This window comes from Rhodoferax sp. GW822-FHT04A08, assembly GCF_058801025.1.
Map to the genome: position 1 here is coordinate 56922 of NZ_JBXAMW010000014.1, position 23152 is coordinate 80073.

At 64.0% G+C, this 23152-nt stretch carries 24 protein-coding genes; 8 read left to right on the forward strand and 16 right to left on the reverse strand.

The window, feature by feature from the left end; translation table 11 throughout:
- Positions 1 to 22: 22 nt before the first annotated feature.
- From AC1RMF_RS21235 to AC1RMF_RS21255, 5 genes are all read right to left on the reverse strand, one after another.
- Positions 23 to 934: an alpha/beta fold hydrolase gene (locus AC1RMF_RS21235; protein ID WP_493144144.1), complete on the reverse strand. Its 912-nt coding sequence runs from the start codon at positions 932 to 934 to the stop codon at positions 23 to 25.
- Positions 935 to 1003: 69 nt separating this feature from the next.
- Positions 1004 to 1474 (reverse strand): Mpo1 family 2-hydroxy fatty acid dioxygenase, encoded by a 471-nt coding sequence (locus AC1RMF_RS21240; RefSeq protein WP_493144146.1) that lies wholly within the window; start codon positions 1472 to 1474, stop codon positions 1004 to 1006.
- On the reverse strand, positions 1471 to 2655 hold the full coding sequence (locus AC1RMF_RS21245; RefSeq protein ID WP_493144147.1) for an FAD-dependent oxidoreductase: 1185 nt from the start codon (positions 2653 to 2655) through the stop codon (positions 1471 to 1473). The genes AC1RMF_RS21240 and AC1RMF_RS21245 overlap by 4 nt, the downstream gene beginning before the upstream one ends.
- Entirely contained in the window at positions 2583 to 4742 is a 2160-nt protein-coding gene (locus AC1RMF_RS21250; protein ID WP_493144148.1) for a dihydrolipoyl dehydrogenase family protein, read from the reverse strand. Before AC1RMF_RS21250 ends, AC1RMF_RS21245 begins: the two co-directional genes overlap by 73 nt.
- Positions 4739 to 5344 (reverse strand): CDP-alcohol phosphatidyltransferase family protein, encoded by a 606-nt coding sequence (locus tag AC1RMF_RS21255; protein WP_493144150.1) that lies wholly within the window; start codon positions 5342 to 5344, stop codon positions 4739 to 4741. Before AC1RMF_RS21255 ends, AC1RMF_RS21250 begins: the two co-directional genes overlap by 4 nt.
- 167 nt (positions 5345 to 5511) lie before the next feature.
- Between AC1RMF_RS21255 and AC1RMF_RS21260 the strand changes: the two genes are divergently transcribed.
- A complete protein-coding gene (locus AC1RMF_RS21260; RefSeq protein ID WP_493144152.1) occupies positions 5512 to 6078 on the forward strand; it encodes a nitroreductase family protein in 567 nt (188 codons plus the stop codon).
- Positions 6056 to 6727, forward strand: a complete 672-nt coding sequence (locus tag AC1RMF_RS21265; protein ID WP_493144153.1) for a class I SAM-dependent methyltransferase — start codon at positions 6056 to 6058, stop codon at positions 6725 to 6727. Before AC1RMF_RS21260 ends, AC1RMF_RS21265 begins: the two co-directional genes overlap by 23 nt.
- Here the strand turns inward: AC1RMF_RS21265 and AC1RMF_RS21270 are convergent.
- From AC1RMF_RS21270 to ftsY, 8 genes are all read right to left on the reverse strand, one after another.
- Positions 6724 to 8223, reverse strand: coding sequence for a bifunctional aminoglycoside phosphotransferase/ATP-binding protein (locus AC1RMF_RS21270; RefSeq protein WP_493144154.1), 1500 nt, complete (start codon positions 8221 to 8223; stop codon positions 6724 to 6726). The two genes, AC1RMF_RS21265 and AC1RMF_RS21270, sit on opposite strands and share 4 nt — an antisense overlap.
- Before the next feature lie 110 nt (positions 8224 to 8333).
- Entirely contained in the window at positions 8334 to 8966 is a 633-nt protein-coding gene (locus tag AC1RMF_RS21275; protein WP_493144155.1) for an ATP-binding cassette domain-containing protein, read from the reverse strand.
- On the reverse strand, positions 8963 to 9376 hold the full coding sequence (locus AC1RMF_RS21280) for a Rieske (2Fe-2S) protein (RefSeq protein ID WP_493144156.1): 414 nt from the start codon (positions 9374 to 9376) through the stop codon (positions 8963 to 8965). The genes AC1RMF_RS21275 and AC1RMF_RS21280 overlap by 4 nt, the downstream gene beginning before the upstream one ends.
- Positions 9373 to 11055: an ABC transporter permease gene (locus tag AC1RMF_RS21285; RefSeq protein WP_493144158.1), complete on the reverse strand. Its 1683-nt coding sequence runs from the start codon at positions 11053 to 11055 to the stop codon at positions 9373 to 9375. The genes AC1RMF_RS21280 and AC1RMF_RS21285 overlap by 4 nt, the downstream gene beginning before the upstream one ends.
- Positions 11056 to 11073: 18 nt before the next feature.
- On the reverse strand, positions 11074 to 12357 hold the full coding sequence (locus AC1RMF_RS21290; RefSeq protein WP_493144160.1) for an Hsp70 family protein: 1284 nt from the start codon (positions 12355 to 12357) through the stop codon (positions 11074 to 11076).
- Positions 12354 to 13034 (reverse strand): alpha/beta hydrolase, encoded by a 681-nt coding sequence (locus AC1RMF_RS21295; protein WP_493144162.1) that lies wholly within the window; start codon positions 13032 to 13034, stop codon positions 12354 to 12356. The genes AC1RMF_RS21290 and AC1RMF_RS21295 overlap by 4 nt, the downstream gene beginning before the upstream one ends.
- Positions 13035 to 13065: 31 nt before the next feature.
- Positions 13066 to 14277 (reverse strand): ABC transporter substrate-binding protein, encoded by a 1212-nt coding sequence (locus tag AC1RMF_RS21300; protein WP_493144164.1) that lies wholly within the window; start codon positions 14275 to 14277, stop codon positions 13066 to 13068.
- 10 nt (positions 14278 to 14287) lie between these two features.
- Complete coding sequence (gene ftsY / locus AC1RMF_RS21305; protein WP_493144167.1) at positions 14288 to 15364, reverse strand: signal recognition particle-docking protein FtsY; 1077 nt, start codon at positions 15362 to 15364, stop codon at positions 14288 to 14290.
- Between the two features lie 29 nt (positions 15365 to 15393).
- On the opposite strand from ftsY, the gene AC1RMF_RS21310 reads away from it, so the two are divergent.
- The 5 genes from AC1RMF_RS21310 to coaD all read left to right on the forward strand — a co-directional run bounded on the left by AC1RMF_RS21310 (position 15394) and on the right by coaD (position 20211).
- Positions 15394 to 16821: a M16 family metallopeptidase gene (locus AC1RMF_RS21310; protein ID WP_493144168.1), complete on the forward strand. Its 1428-nt coding sequence runs from the start codon at positions 15394 to 15396 to the stop codon at positions 16819 to 16821.
- Between the two features lie 23 nt (positions 16822 to 16844).
- Positions 16845 to 18188 carry a M16 family metallopeptidase gene (locus AC1RMF_RS21315; RefSeq protein ID WP_493144169.1) on the forward strand — a complete coding sequence of 448 codons (1344 nt, stop codon included), beginning with the start codon at positions 16845 to 16847 and terminating at the stop codon, positions 18186 to 18188.
- A 58-nt stretch (positions 18189 to 18246) separates the two neighbouring features.
- Positions 18247 to 18924 carry a hypothetical protein gene (locus tag AC1RMF_RS21320; protein ID WP_493144171.1) on the forward strand — a complete coding sequence of 226 codons (678 nt, stop codon included), beginning with the start codon at positions 18247 to 18249 and terminating at the stop codon, positions 18922 to 18924.
- A gap of 106 nt (positions 18925 to 19030) precedes the next feature.
- The gene (rsmD, locus tag AC1RMF_RS21325; RefSeq protein WP_493144173.1) at positions 19031 to 19660 is read left to right on the forward strand and encodes a 16S rRNA (guanine(966)-N(2))-methyltransferase RsmD; all 630 of its coding nucleotides are present in this window, start codon (positions 19031 to 19033) and stop codon (positions 19658 to 19660) included.
- A gap of 62 nt (positions 19661 to 19722) precedes the next feature.
- Positions 19723 to 20211, forward strand: coding sequence for a pantetheine-phosphate adenylyltransferase (gene coaD, locus AC1RMF_RS21330; RefSeq protein WP_342616451.1), 489 nt, complete (start codon positions 19723 to 19725; stop codon positions 20209 to 20211).
- On the opposite strand, the gene AC1RMF_RS21335 is transcribed toward coaD, so the two are convergent.
- Positions 20201 to 21625, reverse strand: a complete 1425-nt coding sequence (locus tag AC1RMF_RS21335; protein WP_493144175.1) for an amidase — start codon at positions 21623 to 21625, stop codon at positions 20201 to 20203. The two genes, coaD and AC1RMF_RS21335, sit on opposite strands and share 11 nt — an antisense overlap.
- A gap of 81 nt (positions 21626 to 21706) precedes the next feature.
- On the opposite strand from AC1RMF_RS21335, the gene AC1RMF_RS21340 reads away from it, so the two are divergent.
- Positions 21707 to 21976, forward strand: a complete 270-nt coding sequence (locus tag AC1RMF_RS21340; RefSeq protein WP_342616453.1) for a YfhL family 4Fe-4S dicluster ferredoxin — start codon at positions 21707 to 21709, stop codon at positions 21974 to 21976.
- A gap of 28 nt (positions 21977 to 22004) precedes the next feature.
- On the opposite strand, the gene AC1RMF_RS21345 is transcribed toward AC1RMF_RS21340, so the two are convergent.
- Positions 22005 to 22463, reverse strand: a complete 459-nt coding sequence (locus AC1RMF_RS21345) for a hypothetical protein (protein ID WP_342616454.1) — start codon at positions 22461 to 22463, stop codon at positions 22005 to 22007.
- A 33-nt stretch (positions 22464 to 22496) separates the two neighbouring features.
- Entirely contained in the window at positions 22497 to 23150 is a 654-nt protein-coding gene (gene pth / locus AC1RMF_RS21350) for an aminoacyl-tRNA hydrolase (RefSeq protein ID WP_493144178.1), read from the reverse strand.
- Positions 23151 to 23152 lie beyond the last annotated feature (2 nt).

The window sequence follows — 23152 nt, forward strand, 5'->3', positions numbered from 1 at the left end:
GAAAGGCCGGTTGCAGCCAGAGTCAAGGGGCCGAATGTCTCGTCAGGAACGGTAATGCGTGTTGAAGCACTTCGTCGGGTGCCTCTTCTGCCATCAAGTGCCCACAATCAATCGTGGCCCCTTCGACCTGATTGGCCCAGGTTCTCCAGATTTCTTCCGGGGTGGGGCTGGTGGTAACTGATTTGTTCCACAAGATCTGAACGGGGCAAGCTACTTTGTGGCCGTTGGCCAAATCCACTTTGTCATGCTCGAGGTCAATGGAAGCGGCGGCTCGACAATCTTCCATCATGGCGTGCCGCACGGACTCCCTTGCAAATGCGCGGTGGTACTCGGCACGGCACTCGGAATGGATGGCTGACTCTTCCATCACCATGTTGCGCAAAGTCCAGTCCAGAAAATAGGAGGGGTCCGAGCGCAACAGGCGCTCTGGCAGATCAAAGGGCTGGGCAAAGAGATACCAATGAAATGCCTTCATCCCAAATGCCATGTTGGCCCGGCTCCACATTTCCGCAGTGGGGACCACGGTCAGGGAGGTAAAGCAATTGACCGCTTGCGGGGCATCAAGACACATTCGGTAGCCGACCCGTGCACCACGGTCATGGCCCATCACCGCGAAGCGTGAAAACCCGAGCGACTGCATCAGGGCCAAGTTGTCCAGGGCCATGGTTCTCTTGCTGTATTGCGTATGCAGTGCGTCACCCGGAGGCCCCACGCTGTCGCCGTAACCCCTCAGGTCCGGAGCGATCACGGTGAAGTGCTTTGCCAGCGATGGCACTATTCGATGCCACGCCACATGGGTTTGCGGGTATCCATGCAAAAGCAGCAGAGGTGGCCCACTGCCACCCACTTCAGCGTGAATCACAGCCTGCCCGTGAGGAAATTGATGGACTTTGAAGTGGTGAAAGAAGGGGTTTGGAAGGGACATCTCGCCCATCGTAGAGCAAAGCGAATGGGCGTGCTTCTTTCGTGTCGATTACAGATTGGGTTGATGCATTGCCCGTCGTTACCAGCGCAGCCCCAAGCGCTCAAACAACCGACTCAGCACAAACAGCGGGCCTACCCAGAGATACTGCACGTCTTCCAGGAACGAAGGCTTCTTGCCCTCGATGCGGTGGCCTATGAACTGGAAGATCCAGGCCATCACAAATACCGTGACGCACACCGGCAGCAGAATCCCTTTGGCGTTCAGGCCCGCAAGGATGGCCAGCATGACTACGGTGATGGCCATCATGGTGACCAGGAATATCTTCGACAGGCGCCAGTAGTACACCAGGCTGGCCGCCAGAAACAGCAGCGCGGCCAACGGGCTGAGTGCATACAGCAGGCCCACCAGGCTGAGCATGATGCAGGGTATGGCCACGAAGTGGATGCGCTCGTTGCGTGGGTTGCGGTGGCTGCTGGCGTAGTGCGCCAGCAACTGGTCCACGCGGCGGGTGGCCGTGCTTGCGGTGTCGGGTTCCAGTGTGGTGGTCATGCAGTCTCCCTAAAGCGCCGCACAAAGCGGCGGTCAATCCAGTCCTTGAGTCGCCAGACCCAGTAACCCTGCGCACTGTACTGCCCCCAGCTGGCAATGGCAAAGCCGGCGCCGCAGGAAATCAGGTTGAGCGTGTGCTCGGGTGGCTGGTGCTCCACCAGGGGCTGACCCTGTAGCGCCGCCTGCAGGTTGGTGGCCAGCGCCGGGCCGCTGCGCACCGCATAGACACCGCTGCGGGGCAGTGTGCGGTCGGTGCGGCTGCTGACATCGCCAGCGGCAAACACCATGGTGTGGCTGGTGGAGCGCTGGCAGGCGTCCACCGCCACAAAGCCGTGCGCGTCCAGCGCCAGCCCGCTGTTTGCCAGCCATGCTGGCGCCTGCGCACCGGTGGCGATGATGGGCACGTCGCAGGCCAGGGTGGCACCGCTGGCCAGCGCAACTTCCCCTGCGCGCACACCACATGCACTGTCGCGCAGGATGGTGATGCGGCGCTTTTGCAATGCCGCGTGGATGCGGGTCTGCACCTTGGGCGGATAGCCAGCGCCCGGCACGGCATCTCCGCACAGCAGGGTGAGCGCTGCGTCCGGCAAGCGCTGGCGAATCGCCATCACCAGCTCGACACCGGCGGCTCCGGCACCGATCACGGCAATGCGTAGCGGCCGCGCCTCGCCCATGGCCGCGACCTTGGGCCAGAGCACGCCAAAGGCTTCGATGGGGCGCACGAACAGGGCATGTTCGCGCGCGCCCGGCATGGCTGCTTCCAGCAGTGCGCGGTTGTGTACTGGCCCGGTGTTGATGGAGACCCAGTCGTAGTGCAGCACGCTGCCGTCGTCCAGGGTCACGGTCTGGGCAGATGCGTCCAGGCCGCGCACACTGCGCTGAATCCAGCGGATGCCGCTGCGGCGCACCAGGGGCTCCAGCGGGATCACGCAGTCCTCCAGCGCGTAGCGTCCGGCCACAAAGCCCGGCACCATGCCCGAATACAGCTGCCGGTCATACGGCGCAACCAGCGTGACCTGGGCGCCGGACCAGGGTGTGCGGGCCATCTGCGCCAGTACCTGCACGTGGGCATGGCCGGCACCCAGCAGCAGCAACTGGCGCGCCGGACTCAACCGCGCCTCCAGGCATGGAAGCGTTCCACCCACTGCAGCAGTCTTTGCGGCTGGTGCGTGCGCCGCCATTGGCCCGCTGCATATTTGTTGGCCTCGGCCATGGTGGGGTAGGTGTGCACCGTGCCCAGTATCTTGTTGAGCCCCAGGCCGTGCTGCATGGCCAGCACGTATTCGGCCAGCAGCTCGGCAGCCTGCGCGCCCACGATGGTGGCGCCCAGGATGCGGTCCTTGCCTGGCGCAGTGAGCACTTTGACAAACCCGCGCGCCTCGCCGTCGGCAATGGCGCGGTCCAGGTCATCCAATGCATAGCGGGTGACTTCATAGGCAATGCCCTGTGCAGTCGCTTCCTGCTCGTTCAGGCCCACGCGGGCAAGCTCGGGGTCGGTGAATGTGGCTTGCGGAATGGCCTGGTAGTTGACGCGAAAGCGCTTGAAGTCCCCAAACAACGCGTTGACCGCGGCATACCAAGCCTGGTGCGAGGCCACATGGGTGAACTGGTAGGGCCCGGCCACATCGCCTGCCGCATAGATGTTGGGGTAGACGGTTTGCAATGTGTCGTCGGTGATGATGGTCTTGTCGGTGGCAATGCCCAGCGCTTCCAGCCCATAGCCGGTAAGGCGCGCCTTGCGGCCTACTGCACAGAGCAGTTGGTCAAACGGCATGCGTACCTCCTGCCCGTGGTGGGACAGCACCAGTACCTTGGCGTCTCCCAAGCGTTCGCAGCGCAGCGCCTGGTGGCTGGTGAGCACCTGCACGCCGTCGGCTTCCAGGCTGGCTTGCACCATGGCGCTTACTTCTTCGTCCTCGCGCAGCAGCAGGCGCGGCGCCATTTCCACCTGGATCACATCGGCGCCCAGGCGCGCAAAGGCCTGCGACAGCTCGCAGCCAATCGGCCCGCCGCCCAGCACCACCCAGCGCTTGGGCAGCGCGTCCAACGTGGCCAAATGCTCCCACAGCGTGTCGCTGGTGAGGTAGCCCACTTCCTCCAGCCCCGGCAGGGCGGGCACCACGGGTTGTGCGCCTGCGGCAATCACGATGCTGCGGGTGCTCAAGGTCTGCAGGCTGCCGTCCGCGTGCTGAATTTCCACCGTCCAGGGATTGGTGATGCGGGCATAGCCTTGCACCACGTCCACACCCAGATCGGTGTAGCGCGCCACGCTGTCATGCGGCGCAATGTCGGCAATCACCTGGCGCACCCGCTGCATCACGGCCTTGAAGTCCACCACCGGCGTGGCAGAAAGTCCGTAGTCGCGGGCACGGCGCATCTGGTGCGCGGCCTTGGCACTGCGTATCAGCGCCTTGCTGGGCACGCAGCCGTAGTTGAGGCAGTCGCCACCCATGACCTTGGCTTCCACCAGCGTGACCTTGGCCTTGACTGCGGCGGCTATATAGGCCGCCACCAGTCCGCCCGAGCCCGCACCGATTACCACCAGGTTGCGGTCAAAGCGGGCAGGGCGCACGCTGCGCCAGCGCGCCAGCACGCGTAGCCGCTCCATGTGCCGCACGATGCGCCGCACCACCAGGGGTAACAAGCCCAGCAGCGCCAGCGACCCCAGCAGCGCCGGGCTGGCTGCGTCCGACAGGCTGTGCAGCGAGCCGATTTGAATGCCTGCGTTCACAAAGGCGGCCGTGCCCACCAGCATGCCCAGCTGACTGACCCAGTAAAAGGTCCAGCTGTTGATGGAGGTCAGCCCCATGCTCAGGTTGATCAGGAAGAACGGCACGACCGGAATCAGCCGCAGGCTCAGCAGATAGAGCGCTCCGGCGCGCTCCACTCCGGCGTTGATCTCCTTGAGCGGTATGGCAAAGCGGGTCTGTACCGTATCGCGCAGCAGCCAGCGCGCCACCCAGAACGACACGGTGGCACCCATGCTGGACGCAAACGACACTAGCAGCAACCCCCAGAAGAAGCCGAAGATGGCACCCCCCGCCAGCGTCAGCAACACCGCGCCGGGCAGCGACAGCGCGGCCACCAACAGGTACATGGCAAAGTAGGCGGCGCGTACCTGCCAGGGGTGCTCTGCGTATAGCGCTGCAAAGTCCTGCTGGCGCTGTTGCAGATAGTGCAGGTTCAGGTATTGGTTCAGGTCCAGCGTGAAGAAAAGGGTGCCGACAACCAGCAGCAAGGCGATCACGATCCAGCGCGATGCCTTCATTGAAAAGCCCTCCAGCCCCAGACGATGCGGGTCGCAGTGGTGATGGCACACAGGGCCGCAAAACCGTAGGCCAGCACGGCGAAGTACTGCGGCCACAGGCACATGGCAAGGAACACACCCAAGGTCTCGGTTGCCTCGGTCAGGCCGCCCAGAAAGTAGATCGATTTGTCGGGGTAGTCGGTGTTGTCCATGCCGCGCTTGGCCGCCAGCGCGGCAAAGGCCAGAAAGCTGGAACTGGTGCCCATGAAGGCCGTCAGCAACACCGCCGCGGGCAGGGCGTTGGTGCCAGGCTCTGCCAGCGCGAAGGCCAGCGGAATGCTGGCGTAGAACAGGAAGTCCAGTGCAATGTCCAGAAAGCCGCCCGCATCACTGGCGCGCGTCTGCCGGGCCACGGCGCCATCCAGTGCATCACAGCTGCGCGACAGCAGGATCAAGACCGCCCCGGGTGCGTACCTGGCGCTGGCGATGCAGGTCGCCGCACCCAGGCCCAGTGCAAAGCCCAGCAGGCTGATGCTGTTGGCACCAATCCCCATGCGCGCCAGCACCACGGCAGCTGCTGTCACCGGTTTGCGCAACAAACGCACGGCAAGGCGGTCTAGCATGGAAGGGTGGGGTTGGGCATGGCAGGCTGCATGGTAACGTGCTCCTGCGGGTTGTTTGATGGCGGTCAACGAAGGTTTGTGACAAAGGTCCATATTGAGGGGTGGGGCTTGTGCGCCCAGTCCATGCGGGCAGAGGCAGACCCTGTGGACGCAACGAAAGGACCATCATGCATGCTTCTTTGGAAACCATGGCACTACGCGATGCCATTCAGGGGCGCCGGTCGGTTCGTATCTTTGGCCCCGAACAGATAGAACGAACCACATTGCTGGAACTGCTGGAACTGGCGGTCCAAGCCCCTACGGCCATGCACCTGGAGCCCTGGGGGTTCATCGTGGTGCAGGACAAGAAAGTGCTGCAGCGCATTTCCGAACAGGCGCTGGGCAGCATGGCGGATCTGCCCCCCAGCTTGCACCGCGACTCGGACGGAGTGGCCGATGTGTTTCACGGGGCGCCTACCCTGGTCGTGATCTACGCTCCGAGTGCTGGGCGCTTTTCCCAGGCGGATTGCTGGCTGGCGGCGCAGAACCTGATGCTCGGTGCCTACGCCATGGGCCTTGGCACTTGCGTCATCGGCATGTCAGTGGCAACGCTCAACTCGCCGCCGATCCGTGCCCTCATCGGGTTGCCGCCGGATGTAGAGGCAGTGGCGCCTATCATCGTCGGGCAACCGCTGGCGGTACCGCCGCCGGTCGGTCGCAAGACGCCGCGCATTGCCTCCTGGATTGCGGGCTGACGCTGACAAGGAGCACATCATTCCATCCCGTCCTGCACTGGCCCAGTACCGTATGCGTGCCAACGCATACGACATGGAGTTGCTCGCCTTCGAATCCCTGCGCCGCGATGCCATTGAACAGCTGGACCTCAAGCCGGGCGACACGGTGCTGGATGTGGGTTGCGGCACGGGCCTGAGCTTCGAGCGGCTGCAGCAGATCATCGGGACGGAAGGCCGCATTGTTGCGATCGAGCAGTGTCCCGAGATGATGGAGCGGGCGCGCCAGCGTGTGCAGGACAAGGGCTGGACCAATGTCACGCTGCTGGAGTCATCCGTGGCGGATGCGCAGATTCCCTGCATGGCCGATGCGGCGCTGTTCATCTTCACACACGACATACTGCGCCAGCCCGAAGCCGTGCGGCGCGTCCTGTTGCACCTCAAGCCACACGCCAGTGTGGCCGCTGTCGGCCTGAATTGGGCGCCGCCCTGGGACGTGGCAACCAATTGCTGGGTGATGATGGCCGCACTCTATTCCGTTACTTCGCTGGAAGGGTTGGCGGCGCCCTGGAGCCTGCTGGCCGATCAGCTCGGTACGATGGAAGTCCAGCAGATGGGTGGACTGTTTACCGCAGTGAAACACGGAGCCGCAGTTCTGGCCAATGACGGCTAGGCCGGTTCAGTAACCGGCCACACGGGCTCATCCGGTTGCAGGGGCTCCACTGCAGCAAGCTGCGCGTCCAGCACCTGCAGCGAGGCTTCGGAGGCGTCGTCTCCCCGCTGCGCACGCTCCTGTATCCGCTTGCGCAATTCGTCCTGGCTTGCGCCCGGCGCCAGGATGCAAAAGCGTGCGTGGTGGCTGCGGGCCAGCTGGTGAAAGGCATCGCGTTGGGCGCGCTGCAAGAAGGTTCCATCCACCAGCACCGACCAGCCGGCGTGCAGCAGCGTGTCGGCCATGGAAAGCAGCTGGGTGTAGGTGGCCTCGTTGGCCTGTGGCGAATAGACACCGGCATTCAATGCGGAAGCGCTGGAAGCCAGCGCAGGAATGTGGAACGCACGCTTGCGTTCCAGGTCGGTGCGCAGACGCAGGATGGCGGGCTGCGCGTCATCCAGCAGTAGTTGGTTGGACGCATAGGTTTTGCCACAGCCGGACACACCGTGGGTGATGATCAGCTGCAGTTCAGCTGGTGCCGCCAGCTGAACTGCCAGCGCAATGCACTCCAGGGCATGTTCCTTGGGTTCACCGTTCTGCAGGTAGTGCACCATGGCCACCTTGGCCCGCACCAGCGCACGGTACACCGCATAAAACCGCAGCAGCGGGGCACAGGCATAGTCGCCGCTCTGGGCCAGCACCTCATTCACAAACCAGTGCGCCAGACCCGGCTGGTGCTGGGCCAACAGATCCTGGTAGGTAAAGGCAATGTCGCTGGCCACATCGATCCAGCGCAACTCGTCGTTGAACTCCAGACAGTCAAACAGGCGCATGCCGCCGTCCATCAACACCAGATTGGCCAGATGCAGATCACCGTGGCACTCACGTACGAACCCGGCCTGCTTGCGCGCCTGCAGTAGCGGGGTCAGTTGAGCAAATTGCTGCTGGGTCCAATCGCGCAGGGCCTGGAGCTGTTTTTGCTCCGCTGGCTCCGGCAGCGCCTTTAGCAGATCGTCAAAATTCTGCAGGGCCTGATCCAGCACGGCCGCGGGTGCGCCAAACGCGGAGTCGGGTGGCGCTACGGCTGCCGTGGCGTGGAAGGCCGCGACGCTGCGCGCCAGCGCACTCACCAGCGGCGGTGTCAGTTCACCACGCGCACACACGTGGTCCAGCCTGGCCTCCTGGTCGAAGCGGCGCATTTTGACTGCGTACTCAATGGGCGGACCGTTGCCTTGCCAGTGAGGGTCTTCTTGCGTGTGGAAGATGCCCACCACCTCCAGGTAGATGTCCGGCGAGAAGCGCTGGTTCAGCCGCAGTTCCTCATCGCAGAAATGTTTGCGTAGTTCCAGCGTGCTGAAGTCCAGAAAGGACAGCTTGACTGGCTTCTTGATCTTGTAGGCAAACGCGCCAGCCAGCAGCACCCAGGAGATGTGGGTTTCCACCAGACTGACTTGCGTCACGCCCTCGCCATAGCGTTCGGGCGCGAGCAGCGATTGGATCAGCACAGGCAATTGCATGGGAAGTCCTCCGGGGGAGGCGGCCACAGGCCTCAGATTCGATGGTGATGCCTTTTGCCCCACGCCGTCTTGAGAAATGTCAATTGAGTCAGTGTGCGCGCATTGCTTCGTCAGCCGGGTTCCGCAAGTCGGGTGAGCAGGGCCGGGTCGGCTACGTCCTGTGCGTCGTGGGTCACCAGCAGGGCCGGAATATTGCGCTTGCGCACCAGGTCAAACACCAGTTCCCGCATGCGCGCACGCAAAGCCGCATCCAGCCGTGAGAAGGGCTCATCCAGCAGCAGCGCCTGGGGCTGGGCCAGCAACGCCCGCGCCAAAGCAACGCGTACGCGCTGCCCACCGGACAGGGTGGCGGGATCGGCCTGGGCCAGCGGCGCGATCTCCATGGCCAGCAGGGCTTGATTCACTTGGCTCTCGCGGGTGGCGGCATCACCGCGCGGCACAGCGAACAACAGGTTCTCGCGCACCGTCATGTGGGGAAACAGCAAGGCGTCCTGGAACAGAATGCCCACCCGCCGCGCTTGCGGCGGCAGCCCATCGATGCGCTGCCCGTTGAGCAGCACCTGGCCGTCGAAGCGCAGGGCAGGGTCCAGCGTGCCGCACACCGCCGCCAGCAGGCTGGACTTGCCACTGCCACTTTCGCCCATCAGCGTGTGCACGGTGCCCGGTGCAATGCGCAGATGCAGATCCCGCAGCAACAGCTGCGACGGGGTCGCCAGTTGCCTGACCTGCAGCTCCAGGCTCATGCGCTGCTGCCTATGCGCAGCATGCCTTCGGCATCGCACTGTAGCGGCACAGCAATCAGCGACTCGCCCACGCAATCACCCTGCTCGCACATGCCGTCCGCCCAGCGGTAGCGCGCGTAGTGCACATTGCAGGTGATGCTGGTGTGGGCCTTGTAGATCAGCTTGTCCTGGCTGTTGGCCAGGGGCACGCCAAAGTGGGCGCATCGGTTGGCAAAGGCGGTCACGGTGTCACCGCTGCGCAGCAGCAGCAGGCGAAAACTGGCGGGAGCTGCAGTATCCGCCGACGTCACCACGCTGTGCATCAGCACCGCGCCATCCGGCACGGCATCGCGGTGCAGCAGCGCCGTGCCCGGCGCGGGCGCATGGGGTAGCTGATGCCACAGGGGCGGCAAAGAGGGCGTATCACTCATGGCGCGATTGTGCCCAAGGCCCGTGGCGCAGGTGCAAAGTGTCGCTGGCGTCCCAGCCGCGTCGCCAGCGCAAATACCGCCGCGGGCAACAGGAATTGCAGCGCGGCGTAGGCGGCCATCAGGCCGCGCTGCCCCCCAGCGGCCAGCGCTACCGCTTCGGTAGTGACGGTGGCAAAGCGACCGGCCCCCACATACAGGGTGGGCAGGTACTGCGCCACGCTGACGGCGAAGCCCACCGCCAGCGCAGCGGCCAGACTGGCACGTAGCAGAGGCCACTTGATACGCAACATGAACTCCCAGCGTCCATGGCCCAGCGTTGCGCTCAATTGGTACAGCCGGGTGTCAAAGCCGTTGTACGGGCCTTGCAGTGTCAGCAGCACATACGGCAGGCAGGCAACCCAGTGCGCCAGCCACAGCCCCCAGGCGGTGCCGTCCAGGCCCCAGGACAGGGTCAGGCGGTGCAGGCCAAGCACCCACAGCAAAGCAGGCAGCACCAGTGGCAGCAAAGTCAGCCCCGGCAGCCTGTGTTGCCAACGCATAGGTGCCAGTTCCAGCCAGGCAACGACCCACAGCAGGGCCGCCAGCGCGCTGCCGGCTGCAAGCCACACCGTGGTCCCCAGCGTGTCCGTGCTCTGCGCCACCGAGCGCCAGGCCGACAGGCTCCATTGCGTCGGCACGAGCTGCGGAAAAGGCCACACGCCGCTGACGCTGGCCAGCAGCAGTGCCAGTGCTACCAGCACATAGATGCCCCGGAGCCAGAAGTCGCCGCCCGTCAGGTGTGGGCTGTGCCTAGTGGCGTTGCGAAGCCGGCTGGAGTCCGGTGCGCCCCGCGTGCGGCGGACGCGCCAAAGCGGCATGCGATGCAAGTACATCGCCACGCCAGTAACCACCGCGAGGGTTGCTACCAGCAGCCAGGCTGCGGCGGCGCCTTTGGCGTTGGTCTGCAGGTCGGCATCCAGCAGCCATTGCCAGGCCAGCACGGCCAGCGTGGGCGGGGACGCTGGGCCTATGACCAGGGCCACGTCCACCACGCAGAGGCCGTAGGCCAGCACGGCCAGCAAGGGCGCCGTGAGCCGCGCCAGCAGCTGGGGCCAGACGATGCGCCACCAGGCGCTGCGTATCGGGTAGCCCAGGGTTGCAGCGACCTGGAGTTCCTGCTGCAGGCGCTGAGCCACATCCGGGCGCAGCAAATGGGCGCCTGCAGCCCAGAGGAGAAACGGCGTCTCCTTGAACGCCAGCACGGCAATCAGTCCCAACCCCCAAGGGTCTTGCGTAGTGGGCCAGTCCGGCGGGCTCTGCAGACCGGTGGCCCAAGGCGAGAGCAGGCGTAACAGCCAGCCCGACGGTGCTACCAGCAGCGCCAAACCCATGGCAAAGGCAGCATGGGGCAAGGCCAGCATCCAGGACTGGCGGCCGATTAGTCGCTGCAGGTTCTGCCCCATGCTGCAGCCCGCCAGTATCCAGGCCGCAGTGGCTGTGGCCAGGGTGGTGCTGGCCAGCCCGGTCCACAGGCTCAAAGCCAGCGCGTGCCCGGTCTGCGGGTCAGCCCACAACGCGGCCCAGGCCGCGCCATCGCATCCCGCCAGCAAGGCCTGCCACAGGCTCCAAACCAGCGGGACGGCAACCAGCAGCAGCACCAGGGTGGCGGCAGCACGGTAGGTGGGTGCGGGCCGGACCATGGTGTGCTCCGTCGCCAGCTACTGCCAGACTTGCTGCGCCGAACCGGCTACGGCCAGTCCGGCAGCCACACCGCCAAACTGGTTGCCCGACACCAGCGTGGCCTCGGGCATGGCGGCCTGTAGTGCGGCCACCAGCGGACGCAGGGCCGAGGAGCCGCCGGTCAGGTACACCGCGTCTACGCGCGACAGGCCGGACTGCTGCACGCACTCCTGGGCGCAGCGCACTACCTGGGCGATCGCCTCGGTCAGCGTCAGCTCCATGGCCTCTGCGGTGATGGACGTCGCCAGTGCGCGTTCCAGAAAATCCAGTTGTACCGGGTGGGTTTCGCCGGTGATGGAGCAGGCAATCTTGGCGCTCTCCACCGCGGCCAGCATGCGGTGCCCGTACTGGCCTTCCAGCGCCGTCATGAGGCGCTGGTGCAGCGTGCGGTCGGCAAAGTCGGCCCAGAGCTCCTTGGCGAAGTGCATGCCCTTGCGCGTGTAGGCCTGGTGGATCAGGTGCCAGGTGCTGAGGTCAAAGAACACGCTGTTGGGCACAGGCCGGCCGCCGGTACCCACGTGGCGGTAACCCAGCAAGGGCATCACCGTCGAGAGGTCCAGCAGGCGGTCGAAGTCGGTGCCACCGATGTGCACGCCGGTGGTGGCCAGGATGTCGCCACTGCGGTCGCTCAGCACACTGCGCTGCGGGTTCAGGCGGATGACGGTGAAGTCGGAAGTGCCGCCGCCAATGTCCACCACCAGCGCCGTGCGTTCCTCGGATATGCGCTGCTCATAGTCCAGCGCTGCCGCAATGGGTTCGAGTTGGTAGGCGATGTGGGTAAAGCCGGCCTCGCGTGCAGCACGGCCTAGTGTCTCTTGTGCCAGGGCGTCGCGCTCGGGGTTGTCGTCCACAAAGTGCACCGGACGGCCCAGCATGGCGTGCGTGAGGGGCTGGCCCGCACAGGCTTCGCTGCGGCGCTTGAGCTCCTTGAAGAACAGCACCACGATGTCGAAGTAGCGCATGCTGCGGTCGCCCACGGCGGTGTGTTCTTCCATCAAAGCGCTGCCCAGCAGGCTCTTGAGCGAGCGCAGCAGGCGGCCCTCGGTGCCGCTCAGGTAGGCACGCATGGCCTCGCTGCCGAACATCAGGCTGTGGGTTTCCGTGCAGAAGAACAAGGCGGTGGGCATTTCGCTGCGCTCACCATCCAGCGGTACGACCTGCAGTGCTCCGTCTGGCTGCATGAAGGCCGCTGCCGAATTGGATGTTCCAAAGTCTATGCCCAGCACCTTCTCGCTGCGACCCAAGGGTGGCCGCGCGCTCACGGGGCTTCGGGCAGTATCTGCCGCAGAAACGCCGATACGTCATCCAGCTCTTGCGGGGTGATGTTGTGCTCGGTCGGGTAGCTGTGCCATTGCACCGTGTAGCCCAGCGATTGCAGGACGTTGCGGGTGGTCTCGCCGCGGCCGTGGATCACGACCGTGTCGTCCAATCCATGGCCCATGAATATCGGGGTGAAAGCGTTGGCGCTGGAGCGTTCCTGGGCAAAGCGGTCTGCCAGTGGCAGGTACCCGGACAGGGCGATGATTCCTGCAATGGCGTAAGGCAGACGCAGCCCGGTGTGCAGGGACATGGCCGCGCCCTGGCTGAAGCCGGCCAGCACGATATGGTCCGGTGCAATGCCACGCTTGATCTCATGGGCCACCAGCGCAGTGATGGCCAACTCGGATTGCTGAATGCCTTGTACGTCCTGGCGGCTGATGAGGTCGGTGCCGGTGATGTCGTACCAGGCTGGCATGACATAGCCGCCGTTGACCGTCACCGGCATGTTGGGTGCATGCGGAAAGATGAAACGCATGGGCTGGCAGCCCCGCAGATTCAGTTCGGGGACCACTCCAGCCAGGTCATGGCCGTTGGCACCCAGGCCATGCAGCATGATGACGGAGGCCGTGGGCCGGGGTGCCGATTCCATTTCGAACCGGGTAAGCATTTTGGTAGTCATGGTGTGCGGGGACTGTCGGTTGGCGCAGGCTTCACACACCGTAGCGTGCCAGCCATTCTTTTTCCAGCGGTTCCACCCAGGAACCGTGGGGCTCGGGCAGGGCAGGCGCCGACTGGCGCACCTGTCCGGGCACGGCGTCTCCTGCAAACAGGGCCTGCTGCTGCGCGTTCAGGCGTTTGGTGTCCAGCACCGTGGGGTCGCCCCAGACGCGGATATCGGCCTTGCGGGCCTGGGCTTCGGGCTCGAGCAGGAAGTTGGCCAGTACCAGGGCGCCTTCCTTGGCGCGGGCATTGAACGGAATGGCCACGAAGTGGGTGTTGCCAATGGTTCCTGAAGGGAACTGGTAGCTGACCACGCTGGCGGGCAAGCGCCCAGCGGCGATTTCGTTGGCTGCATCGTTGGGGTTGAAGGTGAGGGCCCAGCGCAACTCGCCATCGGCCAGCATCTGGCGCATGGCGGCCGCATTGTTGGCAAACTGCTTGCCAGCGCGCCACAGATGCGGGTGCAGTGCGTCCAGATAGCTCCACAGCGGTGCAGTCGCCTTGGCCAGGGCCGGGACAGCAAACGGTTTGTAGAGCGCGTCGCGCTGGGGGGTCAGGTCCAGCAGCAGTTGCTTGAGGAATGTGGTTCCGTGGAAGTCTGGTGGCCGTGGATAGGTGACCCGCCCCGGGTTGGCACGGGCGAAAGCCAGCAACTCCTGGATGCTCTGTGGCGGTTTAGGTGTGCGCTGGCTATCCGCCATGAAAGTGAGCTGGGCCATGCCCCAGGGCGATTCCATGCCTTCTACGGCTTCAGCAAAGTCCAGACGGGTGGTGGGCTTGCCCTGCAGGTCCACCAGCGCAAAGTTAGGCAGGCTGTCGGTAAACGGGCCGTGCAGCAGGCCTTCGCGTTTCATGGCCAGAAAGTTCTCGCCATTGATCCACACCAGGTCCACCGAGCCGTCTTGCTTGCCCGCAGCTTTCTCACTGCGCACGCGCTTGACCACGTCGGCGGCGTCGCTGATCTTGACGTGCTCCAGGCGCACGCCAAAGCGCTGCTGCACCTGTTGCCCGGCCCAGCGGATGTAGGCATTGATGGGTTCGCTGCCGGCCCAGGCGTTGAAGTACACCGTCTGGCCCTTGGCCTTGGCGGTGGTTTCCTGAAAAGCATCGGCGGCGTTTGCCGGGTTGGATACGGCCAGGCTGCCCAGGCCCAGCAGGGAGAGCACATGGCGGCGATGGAGGTGCAGGGTGTCTTGGGGCATCAAGGCATTCTCAAGCGAGCAGGGCCTGCGCAAACTCGCGGGCATTGAAGGTTTCGAGCTCGTTGAGCTGTTCACCCACACCAATGAAGTACACCGGGATGGGCCTGTCGCGTGCAATGGCCGCCAGCACGCCGCCCTTGGCCGTGCCGTCAAGCTTGGTGACGATGAGTCCGGTCAGCCCCAGTGCGTCATCAAATGCCTTGACCTGCGCTACCGCGTTCTGGCCGGTGTTGCCATCAATCACCAGCAGCACTTCGTGCGGCGCACTCACGTCGGCCTTCTGGATCACGCGTTTGATTTTTTTCAGCTCTTCCATCAGGTGCAGCTGCGTCGGCAGGCGGCCCGCCGTGTCGATCAGCACCACATCCTTGCCGCGCGCCTTGCCGGCGGATACGGCGTCAAAGCTCACGGCGGCTGGGTCGGCTCCGGCCTGGCTGATGATCTCCACCGTGTTGCGGTCGGCCCAGATGCTGAGCTGCTCGCGCGCGGCGGCGCGGAAGGTGTCGGCTGCGGCCAGCAGCACGCTGGCGCCTTCTTCCGACAGATGGCGCGTGAGCTTGCCGATGGAGGTGGTCTTGCCAGCGCCATTCACACCCGCCATCATGATGACGGTGGGCGTCTGCTGGCCTATCACCAGTGGCTTTTGCAGAGGCTGCAGCAGCTCGGTCAGATCGGCAATCAGCTGGTTCTTCAGAGCTACCGGGTTGGTCAGGTTGGAAGACTTGGCCTTCTTGCGCAGGTTGTCGGTGAGGAACTGGGTGGCAGACACACCCGCGTCGGCCATCAGCAGGGCGCTTTCCAGCTCTTCAAAAAGGGCTTCGTCTACCTTGTTGCCGCCAAACACGCCTGAGAGGCTGCTGGCGGTCTTGCCCAGACCAGCCTTGAGACGGTCCAGCCATTTCTGGCGTTCGGGCTTGGGTGCAACAGGTGCCGCAATCGCATCGGGCACCGGTACCGGTGCTGCCAAGGCACTGCCGATTTGTGTGCCTGCGGCTGTGGGCTGGGCTGGCGCGGTGCTGCCATCAGGTACTGCAGCAGGAGCGGCAACCGGTGCGGGGGGGGATTTTTTCTTGAAAAAACTGAACATGGAAACCGTTCTTAGAATGGCTCCATTCTATGAAACACACCAATCACTGGCGCCGATGCGCGCAAATCGCATTCCTGGGCGTGCTGGGTCTGGTTACCAATCAGGCAGTGCAGGCAGCAACGCCTGCCGACGCGGTGCGCCAATACACCCTGGCAAACGGCATGACGCTGATCGTACGGCCCGATCACCGGGCGCCTACGGCGGTGCACATGCTGTGGGTGCGCGTGGGTGCCACAGACGAGGTGGACGGCACCAGTGGCGTGGCCCACGTACTGGAACACATGATGTTCAAGGGCACACCCACGGTAAAGGCCGGTGAGTTCTCGCGCCGCGTGGCGGCACTGGGTGGGCGTGAAAACGCCTTCACCAGCCGGGACTACACCGGCTACTACCAGCAGATACCGGCAGCTCGCCTGGAAGACGTGATGCAGCTGGAGTCAGACCGTTTTGCCCACAACCAGTGGAGTGACGAAGAATTCCGCAAGGAGCTGGAGGTGGTGAAGGAAGAGCGCCGCCTGCGTACCGAAGACAACCCGCACGCACGTCTGGGTGAGGCGCTCAGCGCGGTGGCATTCACCGCGTCGCCATACCGCCGCCCCATCGTGGGATGGATGAGCGATCTGGACGCGATGACACCCGATGATGCACGCGCCTTCTTCCAACGCTGGTACACACCTGCCAATGCGGCCGTGGTAGTGGCGGGCGATGTGGATCCGGATGCGGTTCTGGCGCTGGCGCAAAAGTATTACGGCGGCATTGCCGGGCACGCAGTACCCGCTCGCAAACCGCGTGAGGAGCCCGAGCAGGGCGGCATGCGGCGCCTGGACTTCAAGGCGCAAGCCGAGCAGGCCAGCGTGACGCTTGCCTTCAAGACGCCCAGCTTTGCCGCTGCGGCATTGGACAGCACTGCAGATGCCGCCAGCAACGATGCACTGGCGCTGACCATGCTGGCTGCGGTGCTCAGCGGTTACGACAATGCGCGGCTGGAACGCGCCCTGGCCCAGCCGCAGGACCATGTGGCCGACAGCGCGGGTGCCATGTGCGGGCTGGCCGCGCGCGGGCCGCAAATGTGCTACCTCTACGGCGTGCCGTCCACCGGCAAGACTGCAGCCCAGGTGGAAGCTGCCCTGCGTGCGCAGGTGGCGCTGATTGCCCGCGAAGGGGTGCAGGAGCATGAACTCAACCGCGTGAAGAACCAATGGATTGCCAGCGAGGTGTACAAGCAGGACAGCGTGTTCAACCAGGCCCGCATACTGGGCTCCAACTGGGCCATTGGCTTTCCGGTGGACACCGACGAGAAGCTGATTGCCCGCCTGCGCGCTGTCACCGCTGCCCAGGTGCAGGACGTCGCTGCGCGCTACTTCGGTGACGATTCCCTCACCGTGGCCACCTTGCTGCCCCAGCCGGTAGACCCCAACCGCAAACCCCGCGTTGCCATTCCCGGTTTGCGCCACTGATGCCATCTGCAATGGCGCATTCCATGACTACTCCATTTCCGCATGCCATCCGTTGGCTTCTGACCGTTGTTGCTTCGCTGTGCTGTGCTGGCTCTGCCTGGGCGGCTATTCCCATCGTGCATTGGACCCATGCCAGCGGTGCCCAGATCTTTCTGGTGGAAAGCCCGGCCATTGCCATGGTGGATGTACAGATCGACTTTGACGCAGGCGCGCGGCGTGATCCGCGGGACAAGCCAGGGCTGGCCAACCTGATGGCTTCCAGCACGGCGTACGGCGTCAAGGCACGTGGCAGTGAGGCCGCCCTGGACGAGAACGGCCTGAGCGACGCCTGGGCCGATCTGGGGGCCAGTTTTGGCGGCAGTGCTGGCTCCGACCGCTTGAGCTTTGCCTTGCGCTCGCTCACCTACCCGGACATATTGCCCAAGGCCGCTGCACTGGCGGCGCGCCAGCTGGGCGACCCGGCCTACCCTGACGCCCCCTGGCTGCGTGACCGTCCCAAACTGGTGGCCAGCATCAAGGAAGCCAATACCCGGCCTGCCACGGTGGCTGGACGCGCATTTGCCAAGGCGGTGTATGGCGACCATCCCTATGGTGCGGAGAGTACCGAAGAGTCCCTGGGCCGTATCAGCGCCGCCGACATGCGTGCATTGCACGATAAGGCACTGCGCGCCTGCAGCGCCAAGGTGAGCATTGTGGGCGCGGTCAACCGAGCCCAAGCCGATGTGTTGGTCGGCCAACTGCTGGCGTATTTGCCCCAGGGCGGCTGTGATGCCTTGCCACCCGTGCCCGAGGTGGCCGCGCTGTCGGGGCCGAAAGAGGAGCACATTGCCTTTGCTTCGGCACAGGCTCACGTGCTGCTGGGCCAGCCCGGCTTCAAGCGCAACTCGCCCGACTTCTTTGCCCTCACCGTGGGCAACCACATCCTGGGCGGGGGCGGCTTCACCGCGCGCCTGACGGAGGAGGTGCGGGAGAAACGCGGGCTGACCTACAGCGTCTACAGCTATTTCGCGCCGGGCCTGCATGCGGGCGCCTTCACCGTCGGCCTGCAGACCCGGCCAGATCAGGCGCAGCAGGCGCTCAACCTGGTGCGCGAGGTGCTTGCCAAGTTTGTGAAGGACGGCCCCACCGAGAAGGAGCTGCAGGCCGCCAAGGACAACCTGATAGGCGGCTTCGCCCTGCGCCTGGACAGCAACCGCAAGCTGCTCGACAACGTGGCCAATATCGCCTGGAACGATTTGCCCCTGGATTACCTGGAAACCTGGACGTCGCGCGTGCAGGCGCTGACGACCGAAGACATCCGCTTGGCATTTACCCGCACCTTGCAGCCTGAGCGCATGGTGACGGTGGTGCTGGGGGCGGGCAAGTAGTTTATTTTGCCGTTTACCCCATGTCCGATATCATGGTTTCAAACTCAAGGAGACTGCCATGCGCACAATGTGGAAACCGGTTGGTTTGGCTGTAGTGATGTTGGGCTTTGCGGGGTTTGCCGCTGCTCAGACCAACGCCAAGGACATGACGTTTTTCGTGACCAGTACCGGCCCCGGCAACGGTGGCGATCTGGGGGGGCTGGAGGGGGCCGACAAGCATTGCCAAAGTCTGGCGCAAGCCGTAGGGGCGGGCAACCATGAATGGCATGCCTACCTGAGCACGCAAGCACCCAAGCTCACCGATACCAATTTTGTCAACGCACGTGACCGCATTGGTTCCGGCCCCTGGAAGAATGCCAAAGGCGAGGTGATTGCGCGCTCGGTGGACGAACTGCATTCCCCAGCCAGCAATCTGAACAAGGCGACAGCACTGACCGAGAAGGGTGAGTTAGTCAACGGACGGGGCGATACACCTAACGTGCACGACATGCTGACCGGTTCCCGCCCCGATGGCACGGCGTTCCCCGGTGCACCGTTTGCCGACATGACCTGTGGCAACTGGACCAAGTCCGGCCCCGACGGCTCCGCCATGACCGGCCACCATGACCGCAAAGGCCCGCTGGAAACCACATGGGCCACATCGTGGAATTCGGCCCACCCCACGCTCGGCTGCAGCGCCGAGAAGATCAAACCCACCGGGGGTGAAGGACTGTTTTACTGCTTTGCAGTGAAGTAGGTCGAACCAGCGTCCGGGCCAACCCGCCGCGCTGTTCTCGTCCGGGAGGGGAGTGCCACTGTTTGCCGATGAAGCACAACAACCAAAACCGGCTAAGCTCACCCACATGAGTACCAAAGCCGCAAAACCCGCATCCACCCAACCCAAGCGCCCCGCCAGACCCCGTGGTGTGCATAGCAACGAGGTCCGCATCATCGGCGGCCTGTGGAAACGCACCAAGCTCAAGGTGTCCGACAAGCCCGGCCTGCGCCCTACGCCCGATCGCGTGCGTGAAACCCTGTTCAACTGGCTGGGCCAAGACCTGACCGGCTGGCGTTGTCTGGATGCTTTTGCTGGCACCGGCGCACTGGGCTTTGAGGCGGCGTCCCGCGGTGCCACGAACGTTGTATTGGTGGAGTCGGACTCCGCCCTGATTGCCCAATTGCAGAAAACCAAAGACCAGTTGCAAGCCACTGCCGTGCAGTTGCAGCGTGGCGATGGCGTCGTATCCATCCGGCAGGCGGCACCGGCCAGCCTGGACCTGATTTTTCTGGACCCGCCTTTCGATGCGCCTTTGCTGGAGCCCGCACTGAATGCCTGTACCCGCGCATTGGCGCCCACCGGGGCTATCTATCTGGAAGGCCCGACCCGATGGACCGACGAGCTGTTGTCGCCCATGGGCCTGACCGTACACAAGTACCTCAAGGCAGGTGCGGTCCATGCGCATCTGCTGAAGCCGATCGGGGCTGCTCCATAGGCCTAGGCCTTTGCATAATCGACGCACGATAGACGTTTAACCCTTTGTACGTTGGAGCCATCATGTCCAAGGCAGTGACTGCAGTTTTCCCCGGCACATTCGATCCCATCACGCTGGGCCACCAGGACCTGATTCGCCGCAGCGCAGGTCTTTTTTCCACGGTCATCGTGGCAGTGGCAGTGGCACATCACAAGAAGACCCTGTTCACCCTGGACGAGCGGCTGCAAATGGTACGAACCGTGTTTGCGCCATGGGCCAACGTGCAGGTGGAATCGTTTACCGGGCTGGTGCGTGACTTTGCCGTGGCACACGGCGCCGGCGCCATGGTGCGCGGCGTGCGTTCGGTGACCGACTTTGACTACGAGGCGCAACTGGCCGGCATGAACCGGGCGCTGGCGCCCAATGTCGACACGCTATTCCTCACGCCGGACTCGCGCTACCAGTTCATCAGCAGTACGCTGGTGCGTGAAATCGCCACGCTCAGGGGCGATGTGCAGCAGTTCGTGGCACCCGAGGTGCACGCCATGCTGCTGGAAAAGCTCAAGGCTTAGGAGGAAGCGGCCAGGGCCTTTGGGGTTCGCGCAGGACTTCGAAGGCGCGGCTCATTTGCAGCACACCCAGATCATCAAAACGTTGCCCTGCAATCTGCAGGCCAATCGGCAAGCCGCTGCGGGTGTAACCGCAGTTGATGCTGGCCGCAGGTTGCTCCGACATGTTGAACGGCACCGTGAAGGCAATGTGCTCCAGCGGTCGCAACGGGGCGTTGGTAGGGGAGGGCAGCTCTGCTGCAAAAGCCGGGATGGGCGAGGTGGGCGACAGCACGTAATCAAATGCCTGGCAGGCTTTGACGGTGGCTATGCGGGTGGCGTGGAACTGGCTGGTGGCGGAAAACATGGCAGTACCTGACATGCTGGCAGCACTGTCGGCCCAGGTGCGGATATAGGGCAGCACAGAAGCGCGCCGTTCGGGTGAAAGGGCTGCAAGATCCAGGTGGGAGCGCATGCGCCAGGCGTGGTCCATGCCGTCCAGCATCTGCCGCGTCAAAAATGGCTGCATGGGGATGATGATGGCGCCAGCCTGCTCCAGCAGCTGCGCGGCGCGCTCCACCGCGATCTGCACTTCCGGGTCGACCGGCAGGCCGCAGCCGGCATCCAACAGCAGGCCGATGCGCACGCCTTCCAGGTGGCTCACCGGCGTATTCCAGTTGCCCCAGTCAATGGCCTGGAAGGGCAGGCTCATGCTGTCGCGCGCATCCGGCCAGCACAAAGCCTGCATCATTAGGGCGGCATCTCCCACGCAACGTGTCATGGGGCCGGCAGCACGGCCGGTGTAGGGCGGATCAATCGGTATGCGGCCCAGGCTGGGTTTGAGGCTGTAGATGCCGCACCAGCCCGCTGGCAGGCGCAGTGAACCGCCGATGTCGGTGCCCACATGCAACGGGCCGTAACCAGCGGCCGCCGCAGCTGCAGCACCGGCGCTAGAGCCGCCCGGTGTCTTGCTCAGATCCCAGGGGTTGCGCGCCAGCGCATGGAAGCTGGATACGCCGGAGGACAGCATGCCGTAGTCGGGCATGGTGGTCTTGCACAACAGCACGGCGCCGGCCTCGCGCAGTCGGGCTGCAGGCGGCGCGTCATTGGGCGCGGGTGTACTGTCGGTGGCCTGGGTCCCTAGTGGCATGGGATCGCCGCGCGTGGCTATGTTGTCCTTCAACGTGACCGGCACGCCGTCCAGTGGACTCAAAGGGTTTTTTTGCAGCCAGCGCATTTCAGAAGCGCGTGCGCTTTCCAGGGCCTGCTCCGGATTGAGCAGGTAGCTGGCGTGGATGTGGGGCTCCCAGAGCGCAATGTGCTGAAGCACGTCCTGCACCACTTCGACCGGTGACAGTGCACGGCAACGGTAGGCGTCGGCGAGCGCGGAGGCGCTCCAATCGTGCAGGGGGAGGGATTGCTCGGTGGCAGTGCTCATGTCGTTAGTGGGTGTAAGGGGGCTGCGTCCGGCGGATTATCGATCGGGTTGCGATAATCGGGGCATGAAACCGAGAACAGCATGGCACTGATCATTACCGACGAATGCATCAACTGCGATGTATGCGAGCCCGAGTGCCCGAACGAGGCCATTTTTCTGGGGCCGGAGATATACGAGATCAACCCGGACAAGTGCACCGAATGCGTGGGCCACTTTGATGAGCCGCAGTGCGTGCAGGTCTGCCCTGTGGCCTGCATACCGGTCAATCCGCAGCATGTGGAGAGCAAGGAAACCTTGTGGGAAAAGTACCGTCGCCTGCAAGCGCAAGCAACGGTTGCCAAGGAGGGCTGAAGGCGCAGGCTCCGCCTGGCAAAGGCGGTTACTTTGACTTTGGGGTGTGTTTGCTGTCCGGTTTGCTGCCTGGGACATTGACCGTGAAGACTTCATGGTCCTTGGACTTGGCCTTGCCGCCGGACTTCTTGCTTGCGGCTTTTTGCTTCTCTTCCGCTTTTTTGTTTTCCATCTTTTGCTTGGCGGCCTGTTTGGCGTGGGCTGCCAAGGCAGCCTTGTCACGCGCCAGCGCCTGGGCTTCGTCTTTGCGGCGGCTGGCCTCCATCTCCTTGCCCAGAGCCTTGTCGCGTGCCAGCCCTTCTTTTGCAGCAATCCGTTGCGCCTCGGTACGTGAGTCATCCACCGGTACTTCGGTCGCTCCTGTGCACGGAGTCTGGCTGTAGCTGTTGCCGCAGCGGTAGACCGTTTGGGCACCAGCTCCGGCAGCAAATGCCGCCGTTGCCAGCAGTACCAGGGGCTGGAGGGTGTTGCACTTAAAACTCTTCATGGTTTTTTCCTTTGCAGTGGAGGGAGAGAGGGGCTACGTCGGCCCTGCCTCGCCAGGGGGTGGCGCGGACGGTGGGCTTTCGGGTTGCGGCGGGCGCGGTGGCTTGGGCCTGGGTGGCTTGCTGGTATGGATCAGCAGCGTGGCCTTGTCCATGTCACCGGAGAGAAAGTGAGGCAAGGCCTTGAGTGCGCGGTCCAGCGTCTGTTCAATGGCGATGCGATGGTCTTGCGAGGGTTTTTTGAGAACCCAGTTCACCACCTCGGACTTCACGCCGGGGTGTCCTACGCCTATGCGCAGTCGCCAATAGTCCGGTGAGCCCAGCTGGGCGTGGATATCGCGTAAGCCGTTGTGGCCGGCGTGGCCGCCACCGCGCTTGAGCTTGGCTTCACCGGGGGCGATGTCCATCTCGTCATGTGCCACCAGGATTTCTTCCGGCAGGATCTTGAAGAAGCGTGCCAAGGCGGCCACGGATTTTCCCGAGAGGTTCATGAAGGTCTGAGGCTGCAACAGCCACACCTGCTTGCCGTCTACAGTGGCGCGCGCCACAAAGCCGTGGTAGCTGCGGTCCATCACCAGCGGGACTTTGAGTTCGCGGGCCAGTGCGTCAATCCACCAGAATCCAGCGTTGTGGCGGGTAGCTTCGTATTCCGGGCCTGGATTGCCCAGGCCGACAAACAGTTTGATCATGC

Coding starts and splice junctions, on each gene's coding strand:
- AC1RMF_RS21235 (WP_493144144.1), bottom strand. CDS start 934: ATGGGCGAGATGTCCCTTCCAAACCCCTTCTTTCACCACTTCAAAGTC.
- AC1RMF_RS21240 (WP_493144146.1), bottom strand. CDS start 1,474: ATGACCACCACACTGGAACCCGACACCGCAAGCACGGCCACCCGCCGC.
- AC1RMF_RS21245 (WP_493144147.1), bottom strand. CDS start 2,655: ATGGCGGCGCACGCACCAGCCGCAAAGACTGCTGCAGTGGGTGGAACG.
- AC1RMF_RS21250 (WP_493144148.1), bottom strand. CDS start 4,742: ATGAAGGCATCGCGCTGGATCGTGATCGCCTTGCTGCTGGTTGTCGGC.
- AC1RMF_RS21255 (WP_493144150.1), bottom strand. CDS start 5,344: ATGCTAGACCGCCTTGCCGTGCGTTTGTTGCGCAAACCGGTGACAGCA.
- AC1RMF_RS21260 (WP_493144152.1), top strand. CDS start 5,512: ATGCATGCTTCTTTGGAAACCATGGCACTACGCGATGCCATTCAGGGG.
- AC1RMF_RS21270 (WP_493144154.1), bottom strand. CDS start 8,223: ATGCAATTGCCTGTGCTGATCCAATCGCTGCTCGCGCCCGAACGCTAT.
- AC1RMF_RS21275 (WP_493144155.1), bottom strand. CDS start 8,966: ATGAGCCTGGAGCTGCAGGTCAGGCAACTGGCGACCCCGTCGCAGCTG.
- AC1RMF_RS21280 (WP_493144156.1), bottom strand. CDS start 9,376: ATGAGTGATACGCCCTCTTTGCCGCCCCTGTGGCATCAGCTACCCCAT.
- AC1RMF_RS21285 (WP_493144158.1), bottom strand. CDS start 11,055: ATGGTCCGGCCCGCACCCACCTACCGTGCTGCCGCCACCCTGGTGCTG.
- AC1RMF_RS21295 (WP_493144162.1), bottom strand. CDS start 13,034: ATGACTACCAAAATGCTTACCCGGTTCGAAATGGAATCGGCACCCCGG.
- AC1RMF_RS21300 (WP_493144164.1), bottom strand. CDS start 14,277: ATGCCCCAAGACACCCTGCACCTCCATCGCCGCCATGTGCTCTCCCTG.
- ftsY (WP_493144167.1), bottom strand. CDS start 15,364: ATGTTCAGTTTTTTCAAGAAAAAATCCCCCCCCGCACCGGTTGCCGCT.
- AC1RMF_RS21310 (WP_493144168.1), top strand. CDS start 15,394: ATGAAACACACCAATCACTGGCGCCGATGCGCGCAAATCGCATTCCTG.
- AC1RMF_RS21315 (WP_493144169.1), top strand. CDS start 16,845: ATGACTACTCCATTTCCGCATGCCATCCGTTGGCTTCTGACCGTTGTT.
- AC1RMF_RS21320 (WP_493144171.1), top strand. CDS start 18,247: ATGCGCACAATGTGGAAACCGGTTGGTTTGGCTGTAGTGATGTTGGGC.
- rsmD (WP_493144173.1), top strand. CDS start 19,031: ATGAGTACCAAAGCCGCAAAACCCGCATCCACCCAACCCAAGCGCCCC.
- coaD (WP_342616451.1), top strand. CDS start 19,723: ATGTCCAAGGCAGTGACTGCAGTTTTCCCCGGCACATTCGATCCCATC.
- AC1RMF_RS21335 (WP_493144175.1), bottom strand. CDS start 21,625: ATGAGCACTGCCACCGAGCAATCCCTCCCCCTGCACGATTGGAGCGCC.
- AC1RMF_RS21340 (WP_342616453.1), top strand. CDS start 21,707: ATGGCACTGATCATTACCGACGAATGCATCAACTGCGATGTATGCGAG.
- AC1RMF_RS21345 (WP_342616454.1), bottom strand. CDS start 22,463: ATGAAGAGTTTTAAGTGCAACACCCTCCAGCCCCTGGTACTGCTGGCA.
- pth (WP_493144178.1), bottom strand. CDS start 23,150: ATGATCAAACTGTTTGTCGGCCTGGGCAATCCAGGCCCGGAATACGAA.